Source organism: Litchfieldia salsa (assembly GCF_900104555.1).
GTDB lineage: Bacteria > Bacillota > Bacilli > Bacillales > Bacillaceae_L > Litchfieldia > Litchfieldia salsa.
Window position 1 is genome coordinate 41296 of record NZ_FNJU01000006.1, and the last position, 18777, is coordinate 60072.

An 18777-nucleotide genomic window follows, 5' to 3' on the forward strand; every position below is an offset into this window, starting at 1 on the left:
GACAATGGAACCGGTCATGCAATTAAAAGATGTAACAAAGAAGATTGGAAAGAAATCAATTATTAAGGGGATTTCATTTGATTTATATCCAGGTGAGGTATTTGGTTTCTTGGGTCCAAATGGTGCAGGTAAAACGACGACGATTAGAATGCTCGTAGGATTAATGAAAATTACTACAGGTGATGTTTTAGTAAAGGGATATGATATTACAAGGAACTTCGAAGAAGCTATTAGACATATTGGAGGGATCGTTGAAAATCCAGAGATGTATAAATTTCTGACTGGATATCAAAACCTTGTTCATTACGCAAGAATGGTTAGTAGTGTAAAGGAAGACAGAATTCAAGAGGTTATAGAGTTAGTAGGATTACAAAATGTAATTAAAGATAAGGTGAAAACCTATTCTCTAGGAATGAGACAGAGGTTGGGTATTGCGCAAGCACTTCTCCATCGTCCATCTGTCCTTATTCTTGACGAACCTACAAATGGGCTTGATCCTGCTGGAATAAGAGAAATACGAGATTATTTACGAAAGCTTGCTAGAGAAGAAGGGTTGTCCGTGATTGTGTCAAGTCATTTACTTTCTGAGATGGAAATGATGTGTGACAGAATTGGTATTATTCAACATGGTGAGTTAATAGGAGTAGAAACCGTGACAAACTTTGTTAATGATAGCTTAACCATGAGAGTAGAATTCTCTGTAGATGCTATTGAAAATGCTCAAGAGGAGCTTCGTTACAGCTTTCCTGAACTCTCCTTTGAAGTGAACAAAGGATTGCTTCTCATAACACTAGAGTTAGACAAGATCCCAGTCATAAATGAATTCTTAGTACATAAAGGGATCAAAGTATATGGAATTAAGCAAATTTCTAAGACGTTAGAAGATCGATTCTTGGAAGTGACTGGAGGTAATCAAATTGTTTAATTTAATATTAAATGAGAATATGAAGATCTATCGCAAAGTTTCGACTTGGATTATGATCGCATTAATTATCGTTGCTGTCATTTTGTTTGGTGTAATCTTGAAAATAGAAGACAAGCAAAATATTGAAGAACCAGATTGGAAGGTAAGTTTACAACAGCAAAATGCCCAGCTTGAAAAAGACATTGCAGAAGGATATATGCCAGAACAATTTGTTCAAATGCAAGAGAGAACCATCTTAATCAATGAATATCGACTAGAGAATGAGACTCCTCCAATGACCAAATCAGTTTGGAGTTTTACGCTTGAAGCTACTCCAGTCATTGCGCTAATCACACTATTCACAATTATTGTTGGAGCTAGTAGTGTGGCTTCTGAATTTTCTTGGGGTACGATAAAGTTATTATTGATCCGTCCTGTTAGTAGAACAAAAATCTTATTATCAAAATATCTATCAACTATTCTTTTTGCTCTATTTTGTCTACTTATTTTATTTGTGATTTCATTAGCGGTAGGAGCGATTCTATTTGGATTCGATGGTTTTGCACAGCCATATTTGACCGTTATTGATGGGGTTGTTGTAGAGAAGACGATGCTTGCGCATGTACTTGGACAATATGGGTTAAGCTCGATTAACTTAATTATGATGTCAACGTTTGCTTTTATGATATCTAGTATTTTTAGAAGTAGTGCTTTATCGATAGGGTTAGCGATCTTTTTAATGTTCACTGGAGTAAATGTTACCAGTTTTATAGCGATGAAGTTTGATTGGGCTAAATATATCTTGTTTGCTAATACAGATCTTTCACTATATTTAGAGGGAATGCCGGTTGTGGAGGGGATGACGATGTCATTTTCAATTACAATGCTTATCATTTATTTTGTTGTGTTTAATGCACTTTCTTGGTGGATGTTTAATAAAAGAGATGTTGCGGCTTAAATAAATGAGAAGAGGCTTCCAAAAAAGGGAGGCCTTTTCTCATATTAAAATCGTCTAACGATAAAACTGTGCCTTATGCTATTTACCTAATTTCGTGAGTTTTTCATAAACCTGAGCTAAGGCTTGTTCAAATTTACCTGTTAATTTCGGAATATAATACTTTTTATTTTTTATACGATCTGGTAGATATTGTTGTTTGACCCAACTATTTTCATAATCATGAGGATATAAGTATTCTATACCACGACCGAGTGCTGCAGCACCTTTATAATGTGCATCTTTGAGATGATCTGGTATATCACCTGTTGAACCTGAACGAACGTCAGAGAGGGCTGCATCAAGTGCTTTATATGCCGAATTTGACTTTGGTGATAAACATAATTCAACTACAATATTAGCAAGTGGTATACGTGCCTCAGGAAATCCAACCCTTTCGGCGACAGTAATGGCATCTAGGGCCCGCCCACCTGCTTGTGGATTAGCAAGTCCAATGTCTTCATAAGCAATTACTAATAACCGTCTACTTATACTAACTAAATCTCCAGCTTCAATTAAACGTGCTAAATAGTGTAGAGCGGCGTTAACATCACTACCTCGTATTGATTTTTGAAAAGCAGATAAGACGTCATAGTGAGCATCACCGTTCTTGTCATGAACAAAGCTTTTTTTCTGGATACATTCCTCTACAGCTTCTACATCAATTTTGATAATTCCTTCTTCATTTTGGTCTGTTGAAAGAACAGCTAGCTCAATTGCACTTAATGCGGAACGAACATCTCCTCCGCATGAATGAGCAATAAAAGTTAACGCTTCTTCACTAGTCTCAATCTTCATCCCACCTAGACCATTTTCTTTATCAGTAATCGCTCTTTTTAATGCCAACACAATCTCATCGGGAGAAAGTGGTTTAAGTTCAAAGATTTGGCATCTACTTCTAATCGCAGGGTTGATGGCATGATACGGATTACTTGTTGTTGCACCAATTAATGTAACAAGTCCACTTTCTAAGTGTGGTAATAGGAAATCTTGCTTAGCCTTATCTAATCGATGAACCTCATCTAAGATAAGGATGATTTTCCCTGACATTTTTCCCTCTTGAACAACAATTTCCATGTCTTTTTTATTGTTTACAACAGCATTAAGGGTACGAAAGCTGACCTTTGTACTTCCCGCAATAGCAGTAGCAATCGATGTTTTACCAATTCCAGGGGGACCATATAGGATCATGGAGGTAAGGTGCTTTGCTTTAACCATTCGAGATAGAATTTTCCCTTGACCAACTAAATGTTGTTGCCCAATAATTTCATTTATTTCTTTAGGGCGCATGCGAAATGCTAACGGCTTTTGGTTCATTGTTTTAACTCCTATATAAAACTTTAATAAAGGCTTTTTTAAAAAGTAAGTTTGTTAATTGAAAGGAACGGACAAGATTTTAGAAAATAAGACAAACTCTAAATTTTACTTTATCATAGATAGACTCGTTGTTAAAATGTATAGTTTTGTGAATTTATGCTATAATGGCAGATGCTTACTAATTAAATGACTGTAAAATTAATTTATATCTTAAGGCTTAAAGAAGTAATTCACCAAAAGGTGATTAACGACGGAGAGAGTGAAACAACTTTGAAAAAGCAGCGAAGCGTTAATGAAATAACACTTAAATGGGGTATCTATTTTATTGGATTGCTTATTATGTCACTGGGAATTGTACTAACTATTAAAGCAGATCTCGGAGCTTCTCCTTGGGATGTACTTCACATTGGATTATTTAAACAATTAGGTTTAACAATCGGATCTTGGTCAATCATTGTAGGTTTTCTCGTTTTGTTTATTAGTGCGCTTGTGTCGAAAAGAGTTCCACAAATTGGCGCATTTGTTAATATGCTAACGGTTGGGATTTTTATCGATATGTATATGGCTCTTCCATTTCTAACGATACCAGATTCTATTATTGGAAAAATGATGATGCTTACGGCTGGGATTATTATAAATGGATATGGGATGGGGTTATATATTTCAGCTAGGTTAGGTGCAGGTCCAAGAGATAGTTTAATGATCGCATTAACAGAGAAGATTGGGTGGAAAATTCAATACATTAGATCAAGCATGGAATTGATTGTGCTAATAGTTGGATGGCTACTAGGTGGTCCTGTTTTCATTGGAACGATTATATATAGCTTAGTGATAGGAAATGTTGTAGGTTATGCTTTACCACAATGTACAAGATTGGCAGACCGCTTGATAGTAAAAATGGGGAAGACTAAACATCAAACAATTCAAGCGAATCATTTTAATTGAAATAGGGGTGTGAGGATGAAAATTTCTACAAAAGGTAGATATGGATTAACAATCATGATAGAACTAGCGAAAAAGCATGGGGAGGGACCAACCTCATTAAAATCAATTGCACAAACTCATAATTTATCAGAGCATTATTTAGAGCAATTAATTGCACCACTTCGAAATGCAAGGCTTGTTAAAAGTATTCGTGGTGCGTATGGTGGCTATATATTAGGTGAAGAACCAATGAATATTACAGCTGGGGATATCATTCGTGTATTAGAAGGGCCAATTAGTCCAGTTGAAGTAATGGATGATGAAGAGCCTGCTAAGCGTCATCTATGGATTCGAATCCGTGACGCAGTAAAGGACGTAATTGATAATACGACGTTAGAGGATCTTGCGAACTATACAGACAAAGATGGTGAACAGGAAAACTATATGTTTTATATATAATTAATGATAGGAGGGTGCGTTATGGAGAGAATTTACATGGATCATGCGGCAACATCACCGATGCATCCGGAAGTCATTGAAAAAACGGTTCCATATATGTCAGGAATATTTGGTAACCCTTCAAGTATTCATTCATTTGGTCGTGAAAGTCGACAGACGTTAGATGAAGCTCGCAACCAGGTTGCTCAAAGCATTGCTGCAAAAGAGCATGAAATCCTGTTTACGAGTGGTGGTACTGAAGCTGACAACACAGCAATTATTGGGTATGCATTAGCAAACAGAGAAAAAGGAAATCATATTATTACAACAGTGGTTGAACACCATGCAGTACTACATACATGTGAATACTTAGAAACACAAGGTTTCAATGTTACGTACTTACCAGTTGATGACAAAGGACAAGTTAGCGTCTCCCAAGTTGCAAATGCTTTGACAGATGAGACAATTCTTGTCACAATCATGTTTGGTAATAATGAAGTAGGGACCATTCAGCCTATCGAGGAAATCGCCAATTTATTAAAAGATCATCAAGCTGTTTTTCATACAGACGCTGTACAAGCCTATGGGATCATCCCGATTAATGTTGATGAGTTAGGAATTGATATGATGTCTGTATCAGCACATAAAATAAATGGACCAAAAGGGACAGGCTTTTTATTTATTCGCCAAGGGCTTAAATTAAAGCCTCAACTTCATGGTGGAGAACAAGAGCGAAAGCGTAGAGCAGGAACTGAAAATGTTGCTGGTGCTGTGGGATTAAGTAAAGCTGTATGGATTGCACAATCAACGATTGAAGAGCGTAGGAATAAATACATTGGGTTTCGCGAAGCCTTCGTCTCAATGCTTGAGGATAGTGGTATTTCATATCATATTAATGGTAAACCCGAAGAATCGTTACCGCATATTTTAAATCTAAGTTTTCCTGGGACCAATGTTGAGTCTATGTTAGTAAACTTAGATCTCGCAGGAATAGCCGTATCAAGTGGTTCTGCTTGTACGGCAGGTTCAATTGAACCGTCCCATGTGTTGGTAGCGATGTTTGGAAAAGAATCTGAGAAAACTCAGAACTCAATTAGATACAGTTTTGGTTTGGGTAATACATTAGAACAAGTAGTTAAAGCGGCAGAGGAAACAATTCGAATTGTTAAACGCCTGACAAAACAGTAAGTAACGTAAGGAGGTGTTCGTTCATGAACACGAAAGCACCAAAAGACACACGTGTTGTTGTAGGTATGTCTGGTGGAGTAGATTCTTCTGTAGCAGCACTTTTATTAAAGCAGCAAGGCTATGATGTGATTGGAATCTTTATGAAGAACTGGGACGACACAGATGAAAATGGATTTTGTACAGCAACTGAAGATTATGAAGATGTAATAAAGGTATGTAATCAAATTGGAATCCCTTATTATGCGGTTAATTTTGAAAAACAATATTGGGACAAGGTGTTTACATATTTCTTGGAGGAATATAAAGCAGGACGGACACCGAATCCAGATGTAATGTGTAATAAGGAAATTAAATTCAAAGCCTTTTTAGAACATGCATTAACATTGGGAGCAGATTACCTTGCAACAGGTCATTATGCTAGAGTTGAGTACCGCGATGGTGAATACAAAATGCTACGTGGAATCGATGAGAACAAAGATCAAACATACTTTTTGAATCAACTAGGTCAAGAGCAGCTTTCAAAGGTTATGTTTCCAATTGGGAATATCGAAAAGTCAAAGGTTCGTGAGCTTGCTAAAGAAGCAAATCTTGCAACTGCTACAAAGAAAGATAGCACAGGAATTTGTTTTATCGGGGAACGCAATTTCAAGGAGTTTCTAAGTGGTTATCTTCCTGCTCAACCTGGCAATATGCAAACACTCTCAGGTGAAGTTAAAGGGAAACATGATGGACTTATGTACTATACGATTGGCCAGCGCCACGGTCTTGGTATCGGTGGAAGCGGGGATCCTTGGTTTGTTGTTGGAAAAGACCTTGAGAAAAATATTCTCTACGTTGATCAAGGATTCCATAATGATTTATTATATTCAGAATCAATTGTAGCCACGAATATCGCTTGGGTATCTGATAAAAAACCAAACGAACCATTTAAATGTACGGCCAAATTTAGATACCGTCAACAGGATAATGTGGTAACTGTTCATATCATTGACGATCATAATGTCCGTATCATTTTTGATGAGCCAATCCGAGCAATTACTCCTGGTCAAGCGGTTGTATTTTACCATGATGAAGAATGCTTAGGCGGCGGAACCATTGACCAAGTATTTAAAGGAAATGAAGAAATTTGGTATGTTTGATGATAAAAAGGGCAACTTCGAATTAAGAAGAGTGCCCTTTTTACGTTCGTTAGTAAGTTTTGGTGTCTAACTCAAGCACGAAAAGTAGCGGTTACTCATTTCTGAATTGGTTAAAAAGCAGTAGTGAGGCACCATAATCAATATGCTATAATGAAAAAATAGATTGAAAAGTGGAGTGTAAAAATATGGATAAGAACAAATTAGGTATTCAATATATGCAAGAAGCGAAATATGAGGAAGCCGCTAAAGCATTTTCAGAGGCTATAGAAGAAAATCCGAATGAACCACTATATTATGTAAACTTTGGAAACTTATTATCTGCGGTTGATGAATTAGACAAAGCTATTGCGTTCTATCAAAAAGCAATTGGAATTGATGAAACTATGGCAACGGCTTACTATGGACTAGGAAATGCTTATTATAATCAAAGCGATTTTAAGAGAGCTCAAAAAAGCTTTGAAGAGGCAACGAAAAAAGGGTTAGGAAATAGTGACACCTATTTCATGTTAGGGATGACTTTTCTACAAATGGAACAGGAAAATAAAGCACTAGCTCATTTTCAACGATCGGTTGAATTAAATGAAGAGGATGCAGAAGCAAGGTTTCAATTCGGTTTATGTTTAGCAGGACAATCAATGATTGATGAAGCAATTGACCAATTTCAAACTGTCATTAAGCTAGATCCAACACATGCTGACGCTTATTATAACCTTGGGGTAGCATATGCTGGGTTTAAAGAGGATGGGGTAAAGGCGTTAGAAATGTTTGATAAAGCTTTAAATATTCAGCCTGATCATCTATTAGCAGGTAATGGGAAGAAAATTGTAGAAGAAGCCCTTAACCAATAAATCTAACTACGCTAAAGGGGGGGAATTAACTTGTCGCAACAAAACTTAGATTTATTTGATGAACAACAAAAGTTTATGAAAGGCACACATTTAGTAACCGTCTTTCATAATGAAAGTAATTTATATTCAGTTGTTCGTATTCGACTCGAAGAAACAAATGAAAATTATGATGAAAAAGAAGCGGTTGTGACAGGGTACTTCCCCCGAATTCACGAAAACGAGACATACACGTTCTTTGGTACTTTAAAAGATCATCCGAAATTCGGACTTCAATTTCATGTTGAGCATTTTAGAAAAGAAATTCCTCAGTCTAAGCAAGGAATTATCCAATATCTATCAGGTGATTTATTTAAAGGAATCGGAAAGAAAACAGCCGAGAAAATCGTCGATGTTCTAGGAGAAAATGCGATTTCTAAGATTTTAGCAGACCCTTCTGCATTACAAAAAATACCAAAGCTTCCTAGTGATAAAGCAAAAGAAATTTATGAGACCTTGATTGAACATCAAGGGCTTGAACAGGTCATGATTGGTTTATCACAATATGGATTTGGTCCCCAAACGTCAATGAAAATTTACCAAATTTATAAAGAAGAGACGCTAGAAGTCATCCAATCCAATCCTTATCGTTTAGTTGAAAATATAGAAGGGATTGGCTTTGGTAGAGCGGATGAACTAGGACATGCACTCGGTTTGTCTGGAAATCACCCCGACCGAATTCGTGCAGGTATCTTATACATATTAGAACAAGATTCACTTCAAGAAGGACATGTCTTTTTGACAGCCGAGCAATTAATAATTAAGGTAAGGTCTTTGTTAGAAAATAATCAAAGGGATACGATCTCTGAATTAGATATCTCCCAAGAGATTATTCATTTAACAGAAGAGGGTAAAATTGTTACAGAGGAAAGTAGAATCTACGTACCGTCTCTCTACTTCTCCGAAAAAGGTGTAGTGTCAAATATAAAAAGAATTCTGGGACAAACAGAGTATGATGAACAATTTCCGGAATCTGAATTTTTACTTTCATTAGGTAATCTTGAGGAAAGATTAAAGGTTCAATACGCTCCATCACAAAAGGAAGCCATCCAAACGGCTCTAATGTCTCCAATGCTCTTGTTAACAGGTGGACCGGGTACAGGTAAAACAACGGTGATCAAAGGGATTGTTGAGCTTTATGGGGAATTACACGGCTGTTCGCTTGACCCAAAGGATTATAATGATGAAAATCCTTATCCTATTCGTTTAGTTGCACCGACAGGTAGAGCGGCGAAAAGAATGAGTGAAGCAACAGGGCTACCTGCCGTGACCATTCATCGTTTATTAGGTTGGAATGGGGTAGAAGGTTTTCAACATGACGAAGACAATCCAATCAGTGGAAAGATTTTAATTGTAGATGAGGTTTCCATGGTTGATACTTGGTTGGCTAATCAGCTTTTTAAATCTCTACCTGATAATATTCAAGTCATTTGTGTGGGTGATGAAGATCAGCTGCCTTCTGTTGGCCCTGGGCAGGTCTTAAAGGATTTACTAAAGTCTACGATTATTCCTACCGTTAAATTGACGGATATTTATCGTCAATCGGAAGGATCATCCATTATTGAGCTAGCACATGATATTAAAAGAGGAACACTGCCGAGGGATATATCCTCTCCAAAAGCAGATCGTTCATTTATAAAATGTGGACCAGGCCAAGTGCTAGAGGTGGTCAAAAAGGTAGCAGCAAACGCAAAAAATAAAGGGTACAATGCCAGGGATATACAAGTTCTTGCTCCTATGTATAAAGGACCAGCTGGTATTGACAATCTAAATGTGGCCTTACAAGAGTTATTTAATCCACCTTCTCAAACAAGAAGAGAAATTCCTTATGGTAATATTGTCTACCGGACAGGAGATAAAGTATTACAGCTAGTGAACCAACCAGAAAGTAACGTCTTTAATGGGGATATTGGTGAAGTAGTGTCCATTTTTTTTGCAAAGGAAAATACTGAAAAACAAGATTTAGTTGTTGTATCTTATGATGGGAATGAAGTGACATATACTAAACAGGATCTTAATCAAATCACTCATGCCTACTGCTGTTCTATTCACAAATCACAAGGTAGTGAATTCCCAATTGTAATCTTGCCACTCGTAAAAAGCTATTATAGGATGTTAAGAAAAAATTTAATTTATACTGCAATCACGAGAAGTAAGGATTTCTTAATTTTGTGTGGTGAAGAGGAAGCTTTTATACAAGGCATTAACAGAGCGGACGATGGGTTTAGACAAACTAGTTTATGTTCTAAGCTTCAAGAAGAACTTGAGGGATCAGTAAAGATGACTTCTGGAGATGGTGCTGAATCGTTACCTAATGAAAATGATAGGTTGGACATTTTCTTAACAGATCCAAATGTTGGAATGGAAAACGTTACACCGTATGACTTTATGGAAGAAGACAAATGATAAGTATTGTTCGGAAAGGCGGGAGTCACCTTGCGAACATTCTCTTTATTAAAAGGACAACCCATTTATCAGTCTGATAAAGGAAAAATTATCGGGCATGTTTCTGATATTTGTTTAAATGAATATGGAAGTATTGTTGGAATCTTAATGGATAGTAAAGGTCTTTTTCAGCGGGATCGCTTAATTCCAGTTGAATCGATCTCTTCATTTGGAAACGATGGGATTATGATAGACAGTCATGTTGAATTAAAGCCAATTCCAAAAGATGCTTCAACGCACTTTTTATACTCACATCACGGTTTATTTAGAAAACCTGTTATCACTTCTGAAGGTGAAAAACTAGGTTTATTAGAAGATGTATATTTTATGGAAGAAGTGGGCACTATTATAGGGTATGAATTAACGGATGGATTTTTTGCTGATATTACTGAGGGGAAGAAAGTAATAAAAACGACCGAACCTCTTACGATCGGTGAAGAAGTCCTCGTCGTACAAGTAAAACCGTGATGTGAGGTGTGCCCTTTGTTAAAGTGCCCGAATTGTAAATCAAAGGATATTGGGAAAATTGGTGTGAATCAATATTATTGTTGGGGATGTTTTATTGAGCTTTCAATCTCAAAAGGACAAATTAATACCCATCAGGTAGAAGAGGACGGGACATTAAGTTCACTGGATGATCTCTTTGCTGAAGAAGACAGAAGCATTAGTATGTAATCTACAGCTAGGGGTGAAAAGTATGAATAAAATGTTTACTTCGCTAGTTACTATAGGATTAGGTGCTGCAGCTTATAATATGGCACAACGTAACAACCTAATGAATGGTCGTAAAATGAAAAAAATGCGTAAGAGAATTTCAAAAGCAATTTCTTAATTGAACGAAAGGGACTGCCTAAAAAGGTAGTTCCTTTTTTGCTGTCCTGGTTCTGTTATCTAGCTCCGTACGCCTTGCGCAACTTAAGAATGTATAAATTTAGCTAATTTCCTTACACTAGAAAAAGTGGAGGAGTGATCTGTTTGAATAATGTTCAATTAAGGTGGATTTTTCGAATTACGCTATTTTTATTAGTCTCATTGTTAGTCCTAATTTTGGTTAAACTCTCTCCAATATGGGTTCCCATTTTAATGCTATTAAAAGTTATTTTTGTTCCGTTCTTTATCTCCATTTTTATTACGTATTTATTACATCCACTAATAGAAAAAATTCATGGACGGGGATTGCCAAGGGCATTAGCCATTTTATTTATATATCTGTTATTTTTCGGTGGCCTTTCTTATGGAGTATATTTGGTCATTCCAATATTACTTAATCAACTTCGCGATTTAGTTGAGAGTGTTCCTGAATTAATGAATTCATACAGAGTATGGTTACAACAAATTGAATACTCTACATCTCGCCTTCCAACAGGACTTCATGCACGTATTGATGAAGCGTTTGTGAGTTTTGAAAATAGTATGGATCAGCTGATTACAAGGGTTGTTACAATGGCTAAGGGATTATTGAATTCTATTGTGATTATCGCTATCATCCCGTTCATCGTCTTTTACATGTTAAAAGACTATGACCAGATGAAAAAAGCATTATGGTATTTAACACCAAGAAAATGGCGACAACCTATTCAATTCTTTCTTAAGGATGTTGATGAGTCACTTGGAAATTATATTAGAGGCCAACTCTTGGTTTGCTTGCTCATGGCGGTAATCGCATCTCTCGCGTTATGGTTAAGTGGAATGAAATATCCCGTTTTATTAGGTTTTATTATTGGAATAACGGATATTATTCCTTACTTTGGACCTGTTATTGGTGCAATACCTGCCGTTATTATTGCAGCAACGATTTCAAACCAGATGATCATCATTGTCATTATTATCGTCTTTGGTCTCCAATTCATTGAAGGAAATTTATTATCGCCCTTAATTGTTGGGAAAAGTCTTCATATGCATCCAATCATGATCATGGTGGCTCTATTACTTGGTGGTGAAGTAGGGGGAGTCGTGGGTCTTTTAGTTGCAGTTCCAATACTCGCGATCGTAAGGGTAATCTTACTACATGTAAAATCTCATTTGTCTGTATATAGAAAAAATAAAAACTTCGAGGATAAGCGTTCTAACGCTTAATTCATAGCTAACCTTCCGCAAAGATTGACAAACATTTTTAGCTTGTCTATAATTGGCTTGAAGTTGATATAATAAACAATATATTTTGAAATCAATGAAGGAATCAGTACGCTACAGCCCATTTAACAGTGTGAACAACACATTTCAGAGAGAGGTCTTCTAGGGTGGAAGAGACCTCAAATGAAGAGTAGCAGAAAGCTAATCCAGAGTGTAGGAAAAAATCCTACCGGGTCATCCCGTTATCATGTTCATGAGGTGATGAACTAGAGGTAGGTTCATAATCAGGGTGGTACCGCGAGAATACTCTCGTCCCTGCTATAGGGATTAGAGTATTCTTTTTTATTTCCTTATAAATAATATTCGCAGTAAAACATAGGAGGAAAGTTGAATGACGACGAAATTAACATCTGCAGAAGTAAGGCAAATGTTTCTTGATTTCTTTAAAGAAAAAGGACATGCTATTGAACCTAGCGCATCCCTAGTTCCACATGAAGATCCAACATTATTGTGGATAAATAGTGGGGTAGCTACGTTAAAAAAATATTTTGATGGACGTGTTGTTCCAGAAAACCCACGTATTTGTAACGCGCAAAAATCAATCCGTACAAATGACATTGAAAATGTAGGGAAAACAGCGCGTCATCACACATTTTTTGAAATGCTAGGTAACTTTTCAATTGGTGAATATTTTAAAGAAGAAGCGATTCATTGGGCATGGGAATTCCTAACAAGTAAAGATTGGATTGGATTTAACCCTGACAACTTATCTGTAACGATTCATCCTGAGGATGAGGAAGCATTCCAAATCTGGAGAGAAAAAATTGGGATTCCAGAGGAACGCATTATAAGACTTGAAGGTAACTTCTGGGATATTGGTGAAGGCCCAAGTGGACCTAATACGGAGATTTTCTATGACCGCGGAGAAAAGTATGGAAATGATCCATCAGACCCTGAGTTATATCCAGGTGGAGAAAATGAACGTTATCTGGAAGTATGGAACTTAGTATTTTCTCAATTTAATCATAATCCTGATCATACATATACACCGCTCCCGAAGAAGAATATTGATACGGGAATGGGTCTTGAAAGAATGGTCTCTGTCATTCAAGATACCCCGACTAATTTTGAAACAGATTTATTTATGCCAATTATTAAAGCAACAGAAGTAATTGCAGAAGTTAAGTACGGAACAAGTAAAGAACAGGACACTGCCTTTAAGGTTGTAGCAGATCATATCCGAACAGTTGCTTTTGCTGTAGGAGATGGAGCACTCCCATCAAATGAAGGGCGCGGATATGTGCTAAGACGATTACTAAGAAGAGCTGTTCGTTTTGCAAAGGTAATCAATATTAATCGACCATTCATGTTTGAACTGGTACCGGTTGTAGCAGATATTATGGTTGATTTTTACCCTGAAGTGAAAGCAAAAACAGATTTTATCCAAAAGGTTATCAAAAATGAAGAAGAAAGATTCCACGAAACTCTGCATGAGGGTCTTGTTATTCTATCCAATGTAATTGAGAAACAAAAAGCTGAAGGTAGTAGCATTGTTCCTGGTTCAGATGTTTTTCGTTTGTACGATACATATGGATTCCCAGTAGAATTGACAGAAGAATATGCGGAAGAAGAAAACATGACAATCGATCATCAAGGCTTCGAAGAAGAAATGGACAACCAACGTTCACGAGCTCGTGCAGCTAGACAGGATGTTGGATCTATGCAAGTACAAAGTGGTGTGCTTGGAGAGGTCAAAGCTGAAAGTACATTTGTTGGTTATGATCAACTTCAAGCACAATCAACTGTTTTAATTATTGTAAAAGATGGAGAGATTGTTGATACGGCAAATGAAGGTGAGGATGTACAAATAATCCTTGATCAAACTCCTTTCTATGCAGAGAGCGGAGGGCAAATCGCGGACGAAGGTATACTTGAAAGTGATAATAGTGTACTGACTGTTAAGGATGTACAAAAAGCTCCAAATGGTCAAAATCTTCACAGAGTAGTCGTTGAAAAAGGTTCACTAAAAGCAGGTGATCAGTTTTCTTCAACAGTAAATCACGAGAATCGTAACGGAATCATTAAAAACCATACGGCCACACATCTTCTTCATCAAGCATTAAAGGACGTACTTGGAAGTCATGTTAATCAAGCAGGTTCACAAGTTACAGCACAGCGTCTTCGTTTTGACTTCTCCCACTTTGGACAAGTGAAGCAAGAAGAGTTAGAACAAATTGAAACGATTGTAAATGATCAAATTTGGAAAAGCTTAGAAGTAGAGATTGAAAACAAATCATTAGATGAGGCAAAAGCAATGGGAGCAATGGCTTTATTCGGTGAAAAGTACGGTAAAGTCGTACGTGTTGTCCAGGTAGGTGATTATAGTCTTGAATTATGTGGTGGCTGTCATGTACCAAATACAGCAACAATTGGCTTATTCAAAATTGTATCTGAGGCTGGAATCGGTGCAGGTACGCGAAGAATTGAAGCAGTCACAGGTCGTTCTGCCTATAAGTTAATGAATGATCAAGTGAAGTTGCTTCATGAAGCTTCTAACGTGTTGAAGACAAGCCCTAAAGAAGTTCCTGTTAAGATTGAATCATTATCAAATGAGCTTCGCCAATTACAACGTGAAAATGAATCACTGTCAACTAAATTAGGAAATATAGAAGCTGGAAGTCTTGTCGAACAAGCGAAAACAATTGGTGATGTAACAGTGTTATATCACATTGTTAATCCAACTGATATGAATAATTTAAGGACGATGGTAGATGATTTAAAGCAGAAGCTTGGATCTGCAGTCATTGTTTTAGGGTCTGTAAATGAGGGGAAAGTTAATATAACTGCAGGAGTGACTAAAGATTTAATCGAGCGCGGTTTTCACGCAGGAAAGCTAATTAAAGAAGTAGCAACCCGTTGTGGTGGTGGTGGCGGTGGACGCCCAGATATGGCCCAAGCAGGTGGGAAAAATCCAGAGCAATTACAAGACGCCCTTAACTTTGTACAAGATTGGGTGAAATCCATTTTATAATCCTCTCAGTTAGTGTAAAATGGTAATATGAATCAACATGACAGGTTCAGCTTAAAAGAATCTGAGAATGAGGTGTTAGCAAATGAGTTCATTTGATAAAACAATGAAGTTTAATTTTCCAGAGGAACCGTTTGAGACGAATGTGAATGAAGTGTTGAACACAGTATATGATGCACTTCAAGAAAAAGGTTATAATCCAATTAACCAGATTGTTGGGTATTTATTATCTGGTGACCCAGCGTACATTCCTAGGCACAATGACGCTAGAAATATTATCAGAAAGCTAGAGCGCGATGAATTAATTGAGGAGTTAGTGAAATCCTACTTAAATTCTCATCGTGAGGGGTAAACTAACATGCGTGTTCTTGGTTTAGATGTAGGCTCAAAAACAATTGGTGTTGCAATCAGTGATGAGATGGGTTGGACAGCCCAAGGACTCGAAACGATTAAAATCAATGAAGAACGACAGCAATTTGGCCTACAGCGATTAGGTGAAATCATAACGGAATATCAGGTGGAATCGGTTGTTATAGGACTCCCTAAAAACATGAATGGAACGATTGGCCCTAGAGGTGAGGCAAGTGAAACTTTTGCAAAGCTGATAGAGAGTACATTTAACATTCCCACTATTTTATGGGACGAGCGTCTTACAACAATGGCGGCTGAGCGTGTCCTCTTGGAAGCGGATGTTAGTCGAAAGAAAAGAAAAAAAGTCATAGACAAAATGGCAGCAATGATGATATTACAAGGCTATTTGAATAGCAAAAACTAATGAGGTGAACATAATGGAAAACGGCGAAAAGCAAATTACAGTTATAGATGAACAAGGAAATGAACAACTTTGTGAGGTATTATTTACATTTGAATCAGAGGAATTTAAAAAGTCTTATGTACTTTATTACCCAGTAGGTGCTGAAAATGATGATGAAGAGGATATTGAAATCCATGCTTCTAGCTTCAACAGCAATGAAAATGGTGAAGACGGCGAATTACAACCGATCGAAACAGATGAAGAATGGGATATGATTGAGGAAATGTTAAATACATTCCTTGATGAGGAAGAAGAAGGCGAATAATTTTTAAGGCAGAAGGGCTATCACCAGTCAATGGTGATAGCCCTTTTATTATGTCGTTTTCAACTTTCTTAAAGGCTGTTTTCTCAGAGTTTGTTGTTTTAACCATATGACATTGAAATAATAGTTACAAGCAGGCTGAATACACGTAGACTCCTGCGGGATCAGTGGCCAAAGTGAGACCCCTCAGGAGCAATTGCGACGAGGAGGCTCACTGGTCACCCGCCGGACGCGGAGTGTATTCAGCCTGCGGCGCATGAAAGAAACAATCGGATACGAAAACAGCCTTTTTAAAAAAGTAAAGGAATTTGCCAATTATTGACGAAATCAAGAAAAAAATGTAGTATAATATTTCGAGTAGAGGAGGAAGTCATGTGTCTGAATCACCAAACAAAGATAAAGAGAAAAATAAAATAAATCATCGTGAGAAGTTATTAGAGCTTCAAGGCGAAGCGAAAGTTGTAAGGAAAATCGTACTCATCATATTCATTGTTATTTTATTAACGATCTCTGGTATCGTAGGTGGAGGCTATTTATATATTAAATCAGCGTTAGAGCCTGTTGATCCGAATAGCAACAAGGAAGTCGAGGTAGAGATTCCAATAGGCTCATCACCAAGAGCCATCGCCAATATTTTAGAGGAACAAGGAATCGTAAAAGATGCCAAAGTATTTCGCTATTATACTAAGTTTAGAAATGAATCTGGCTTCCAAGCAGGGGAATATACATTAACACCATCTATGACATTTACGGAGATTATCTCGAACTTGAAAACTGGTAAAATCATGGAGGATATCGTATTCCAAATTACTATACCTGAAGGAAAACAAATCACTCAAATCGCAAAAATTATTGCAGAAAAAACAGAGTTCACTGAAGAAGAAATAATGACAAAGTTAACAGACCAAGAATATATTGCACAGTTAATGGCACTATATCCGTCGTTACTTACAAATGAGATTCTTCATGAAAATGTCATGTATCCACTTGAAGGATATTTATTTCCTGCAACTTATCCATTTTATAAAACGAATCCGACGCTTGAAGAAATTATCGAGCCAATGATTGCACAAACGGATAAGGTGATTGGGGATGTACAAGGGGAAATGGCGTTCCGTGAATTCACACCACATACGTTACTGACAATGGCATCACTAATTGAAGAAGAAGCTACAGCACAGGTTGACCGAGATAAAATCTCAGCAGTATTTTATAATCGGATGAAGATTGATATGCCACTTCAGACTGATCCAACAGTCTTATATGCATTAGGTGAGCATAAGGATCGTGTCTTATATAAGGATTTAGAAGTGGACCATCCGTATAACACTTATCGCAATAAAGGGTTAACACCAGGGCCAATTGCAAATGCTGGTGCAACTTCAATAAAAGCTGCTCTAAATCCTGCTGATATCACGTCACTCTATTTCTTAGCGGCAAAGGACGGAACTGTTCATTACTCTGATACCTTAGATGAACATAATCAAAAGGTTAATCAATATCTGAGAACAGAAGAATAATAAGAAAGGGGAACGATATTATTAGCGTTCCCCTTTACAATGTGTTAAAATATATCGAGTTATTATAACAAAATAAGACAACTACTAAAAATTGGCATTATAGCCAATTTTCTTTTTGTTGGATATTTTTTGTATTTGTATACTAAAACAAACAATAGTAAGGTCACAGTCGTCTTAATATATTTTTTCTAATGGAGGTCTCTTAATGGTTTCCGATCAAGTATTAGCATATCTAGATGCCCTAGTACAGCCTAGAACCGAATTCATTCAGCAACTTGAAGACTATGCAAAAGAGAATCATGTACCAATCATGGATGTTATTAGTGCTGAAGCTATTCTTCAACTTTTAAGAATTTCTAATCCCAAACGCATTCTAGAAATAGGGACAGCCATTGGTTATTCTGCTATTCGCATGGCGATTACATTGCCTAGTGCTGAAATTACAACAGTGGAACGTAATCGTGGTCGCTATGAACAAGCCATAAAAAATATCAACGAATCACACACAACTGAGCAAATCAATGTATTCTATGGTGATGCATTAGAACTGGCTCCTGAAATTCATAAGACTGGGAGTTACGATGTAATTTTTATCGATGCAGCAAAGGGACAATATAAAAGATTTTTTGAGAGTTATGAGCCGTTATTAAATGATAATGGAATGATTATAACCGACAATGTCCTTTTTAAGGGTCTTGTAGTTGAAGAAATAGAAGATAAACGCAAAAGACAATTAGTTGACAAAATAAAAATGTATAACGAATGGTTATCGACTCATCCAAACTATTACACCACGATTCTTCCGGTTGGTGATGGTATAGCCATTAGTAAAAAAAGAGGTGTTTAG

Annotated in this window: 19 protein-coding genes and 1 other annotated feature; of the genes, 18 read left to right on the forward strand and 1 reads right to left on the reverse strand. The window is 36.9% G+C overall.

Annotated features, from left to right (window positions below; all coding sequences use genetic code 11):
- The first annotated feature begins 4 nt into the window (after positions 1 to 4).
- Together BLQ56_RS12950 and BLQ56_RS12955 are read left to right on the forward strand one after the other, a co-directional pair.
- Entirely contained in the window at positions 5 to 925 is a 921-nt protein-coding gene (locus BLQ56_RS12950; RefSeq protein ID WP_090854879.1) for an ABC transporter ATP-binding protein, read from the forward strand.
- Positions 918 to 1862: an ABC transporter permease gene (locus tag BLQ56_RS12955; RefSeq protein WP_238457259.1), complete on the forward strand. Its 945-nt coding sequence runs from the start codon at positions 918 to 920 to the stop codon at positions 1860 to 1862. The genes BLQ56_RS12950 and BLQ56_RS12955 overlap by 8 nt, the downstream gene beginning before the upstream one ends.
- A gap of 78 nt (positions 1863 to 1940) precedes the next feature.
- Here the strand turns inward: BLQ56_RS12955 and BLQ56_RS12960 are convergent, their stop codons facing one another.
- A complete protein-coding gene (locus BLQ56_RS12960) occupies positions 1941 to 3215 on the reverse strand; it encodes a replication-associated recombination protein A (RefSeq protein ID WP_090854882.1) in 1275 nt (424 codons plus the stop codon).
- A 186-nt stretch (positions 3216 to 3401) separates the two neighbouring features.
- Here BLQ56_RS12960 and BLQ56_RS12965 point away from each other — a divergent pair, with 186 nt between their 5' ends.
- The 16 genes from BLQ56_RS12965 to BLQ56_RS13040 all read left to right on the forward strand — a co-directional run bounded on the left by BLQ56_RS12965 (position 3402) and on the right by BLQ56_RS13040 (position 18777).
- Positions 3402 to 4160 (forward strand): YczE/YyaS/YitT family protein, encoded by a 759-nt coding sequence (locus tag BLQ56_RS12965; RefSeq protein WP_238457260.1) that lies wholly within the window; start codon positions 3402 to 3404, stop codon positions 4158 to 4160.
- 15 nt (positions 4161 to 4175) lie between these two features.
- The gene (gene cymR, locus BLQ56_RS12970) at positions 4176 to 4598 is read left to right on the forward strand and encodes a cysteine metabolism transcriptional regulator CymR (RefSeq protein WP_090854885.1); all 423 of its coding nucleotides are present in this window, start codon (positions 4176 to 4178) and stop codon (positions 4596 to 4598) included.
- Positions 4599 to 4619: 21 nt separating this feature from the next.
- Positions 4620 to 5765 carry a cysteine desulfurase family protein gene (locus BLQ56_RS12975; RefSeq protein WP_090854888.1) on the forward strand — a complete coding sequence of 382 codons (1146 nt, stop codon included), beginning with the start codon at positions 4620 to 4622 and terminating at the stop codon, positions 5763 to 5765.
- A 23-nt stretch (positions 5766 to 5788) separates the two neighbouring features.
- Positions 5789 to 6904, forward strand: a complete 1116-nt coding sequence (gene mnmA / locus BLQ56_RS12980) for a tRNA 2-thiouridine(34) synthase MnmA (RefSeq protein WP_090854891.1) — start codon at positions 5789 to 5791, stop codon at positions 6902 to 6904.
- 185 nt (positions 6905 to 7089) lie between these two features.
- Positions 7090 to 7752 carry a tetratricopeptide repeat protein gene (locus tag BLQ56_RS12985; protein WP_090854894.1) on the forward strand — a complete coding sequence of 221 codons (663 nt, stop codon included), beginning with the start codon at positions 7090 to 7092 and terminating at the stop codon, positions 7750 to 7752.
- 75 nt (positions 7753 to 7827) lie between these two features.
- Entirely contained in the window at positions 7828 to 10194 is a 2367-nt protein-coding gene (recD2, locus tag BLQ56_RS12990; RefSeq protein WP_090855440.1) for an SF1B family DNA helicase RecD2, read from the forward strand.
- Between the two features lie 30 nt (positions 10195 to 10224).
- Positions 10225 to 10701 carry a PRC-barrel domain-containing protein gene (locus tag BLQ56_RS12995; RefSeq protein ID WP_090854897.1) on the forward strand — a complete coding sequence of 159 codons (477 nt, stop codon included), beginning with the start codon at positions 10225 to 10227 and terminating at the stop codon, positions 10699 to 10701.
- Between the two features lie 15 nt (positions 10702 to 10716).
- Entirely contained in the window at positions 10717 to 10908 is a 192-nt protein-coding gene (locus BLQ56_RS13000) for a hypothetical protein (protein ID WP_090854900.1), read from the forward strand.
- Positions 10909 to 10930: 22 nt separating this feature from the next.
- Positions 10931 to 11065 carry a YrzQ family protein gene (locus BLQ56_RS13005; protein WP_090854904.1) on the forward strand — a complete coding sequence of 45 codons (135 nt, stop codon included), beginning with the start codon at positions 10931 to 10933 and terminating at the stop codon, positions 11063 to 11065.
- Between the two features lie 143 nt (positions 11066 to 11208).
- On the forward strand, positions 11209 to 12309 hold the full coding sequence (locus BLQ56_RS13010) for an AI-2E family transporter (RefSeq protein WP_090854907.1): 1101 nt from the start codon (positions 11209 to 11211) through the stop codon (positions 12307 to 12309).
- A gap of 85 nt (positions 12310 to 12394) precedes the next feature.
- Positions 12395 to 12626 (forward strand) — a binding site (T-box leader).
- Between the two features lie 71 nt (positions 12627 to 12697).
- Positions 12698 to 15337 (forward strand): alanine--tRNA ligase, encoded by a 2640-nt coding sequence (gene alaS, locus BLQ56_RS13015; RefSeq protein ID WP_090854910.1) that lies wholly within the window; start codon positions 12698 to 12700, stop codon positions 15335 to 15337.
- Positions 15338 to 15419: 82 nt separating this feature from the next.
- Positions 15420 to 15686: an IreB family regulatory phosphoprotein gene (locus BLQ56_RS13020; RefSeq protein WP_090854913.1), complete on the forward strand. Its 267-nt coding sequence runs from the start codon at positions 15420 to 15422 to the stop codon at positions 15684 to 15686.
- Positions 15687 to 15692: 6 nt separating this feature from the next.
- A complete protein-coding gene (ruvX, locus tag BLQ56_RS13025) occupies positions 15693 to 16109 on the forward strand; it encodes a Holliday junction resolvase RuvX (protein ID WP_090854915.1) in 417 nt (138 codons plus the stop codon).
- A gap of 13 nt (positions 16110 to 16122) precedes the next feature.
- On the forward strand, positions 16123 to 16413 hold the full coding sequence (locus BLQ56_RS13030; RefSeq protein WP_090854918.1) for a DUF1292 domain-containing protein: 291 nt from the start codon (positions 16123 to 16125) through the stop codon (positions 16411 to 16413).
- A gap of 371 nt (positions 16414 to 16784) precedes the next feature.
- Positions 16785 to 17930 (forward strand): endolytic transglycosylase MltG, encoded by a 1146-nt coding sequence (mltG, locus tag BLQ56_RS13035; protein ID WP_175490292.1) that lies wholly within the window; start codon positions 16785 to 16787, stop codon positions 17928 to 17930.
- Positions 17931 to 18135: 205 nt separating this feature from the next.
- Positions 18136 to 18777, forward strand: coding sequence for an O-methyltransferase (locus tag BLQ56_RS13040; RefSeq protein ID WP_090854921.1), 642 nt, complete (start codon positions 18136 to 18138; stop codon positions 18775 to 18777).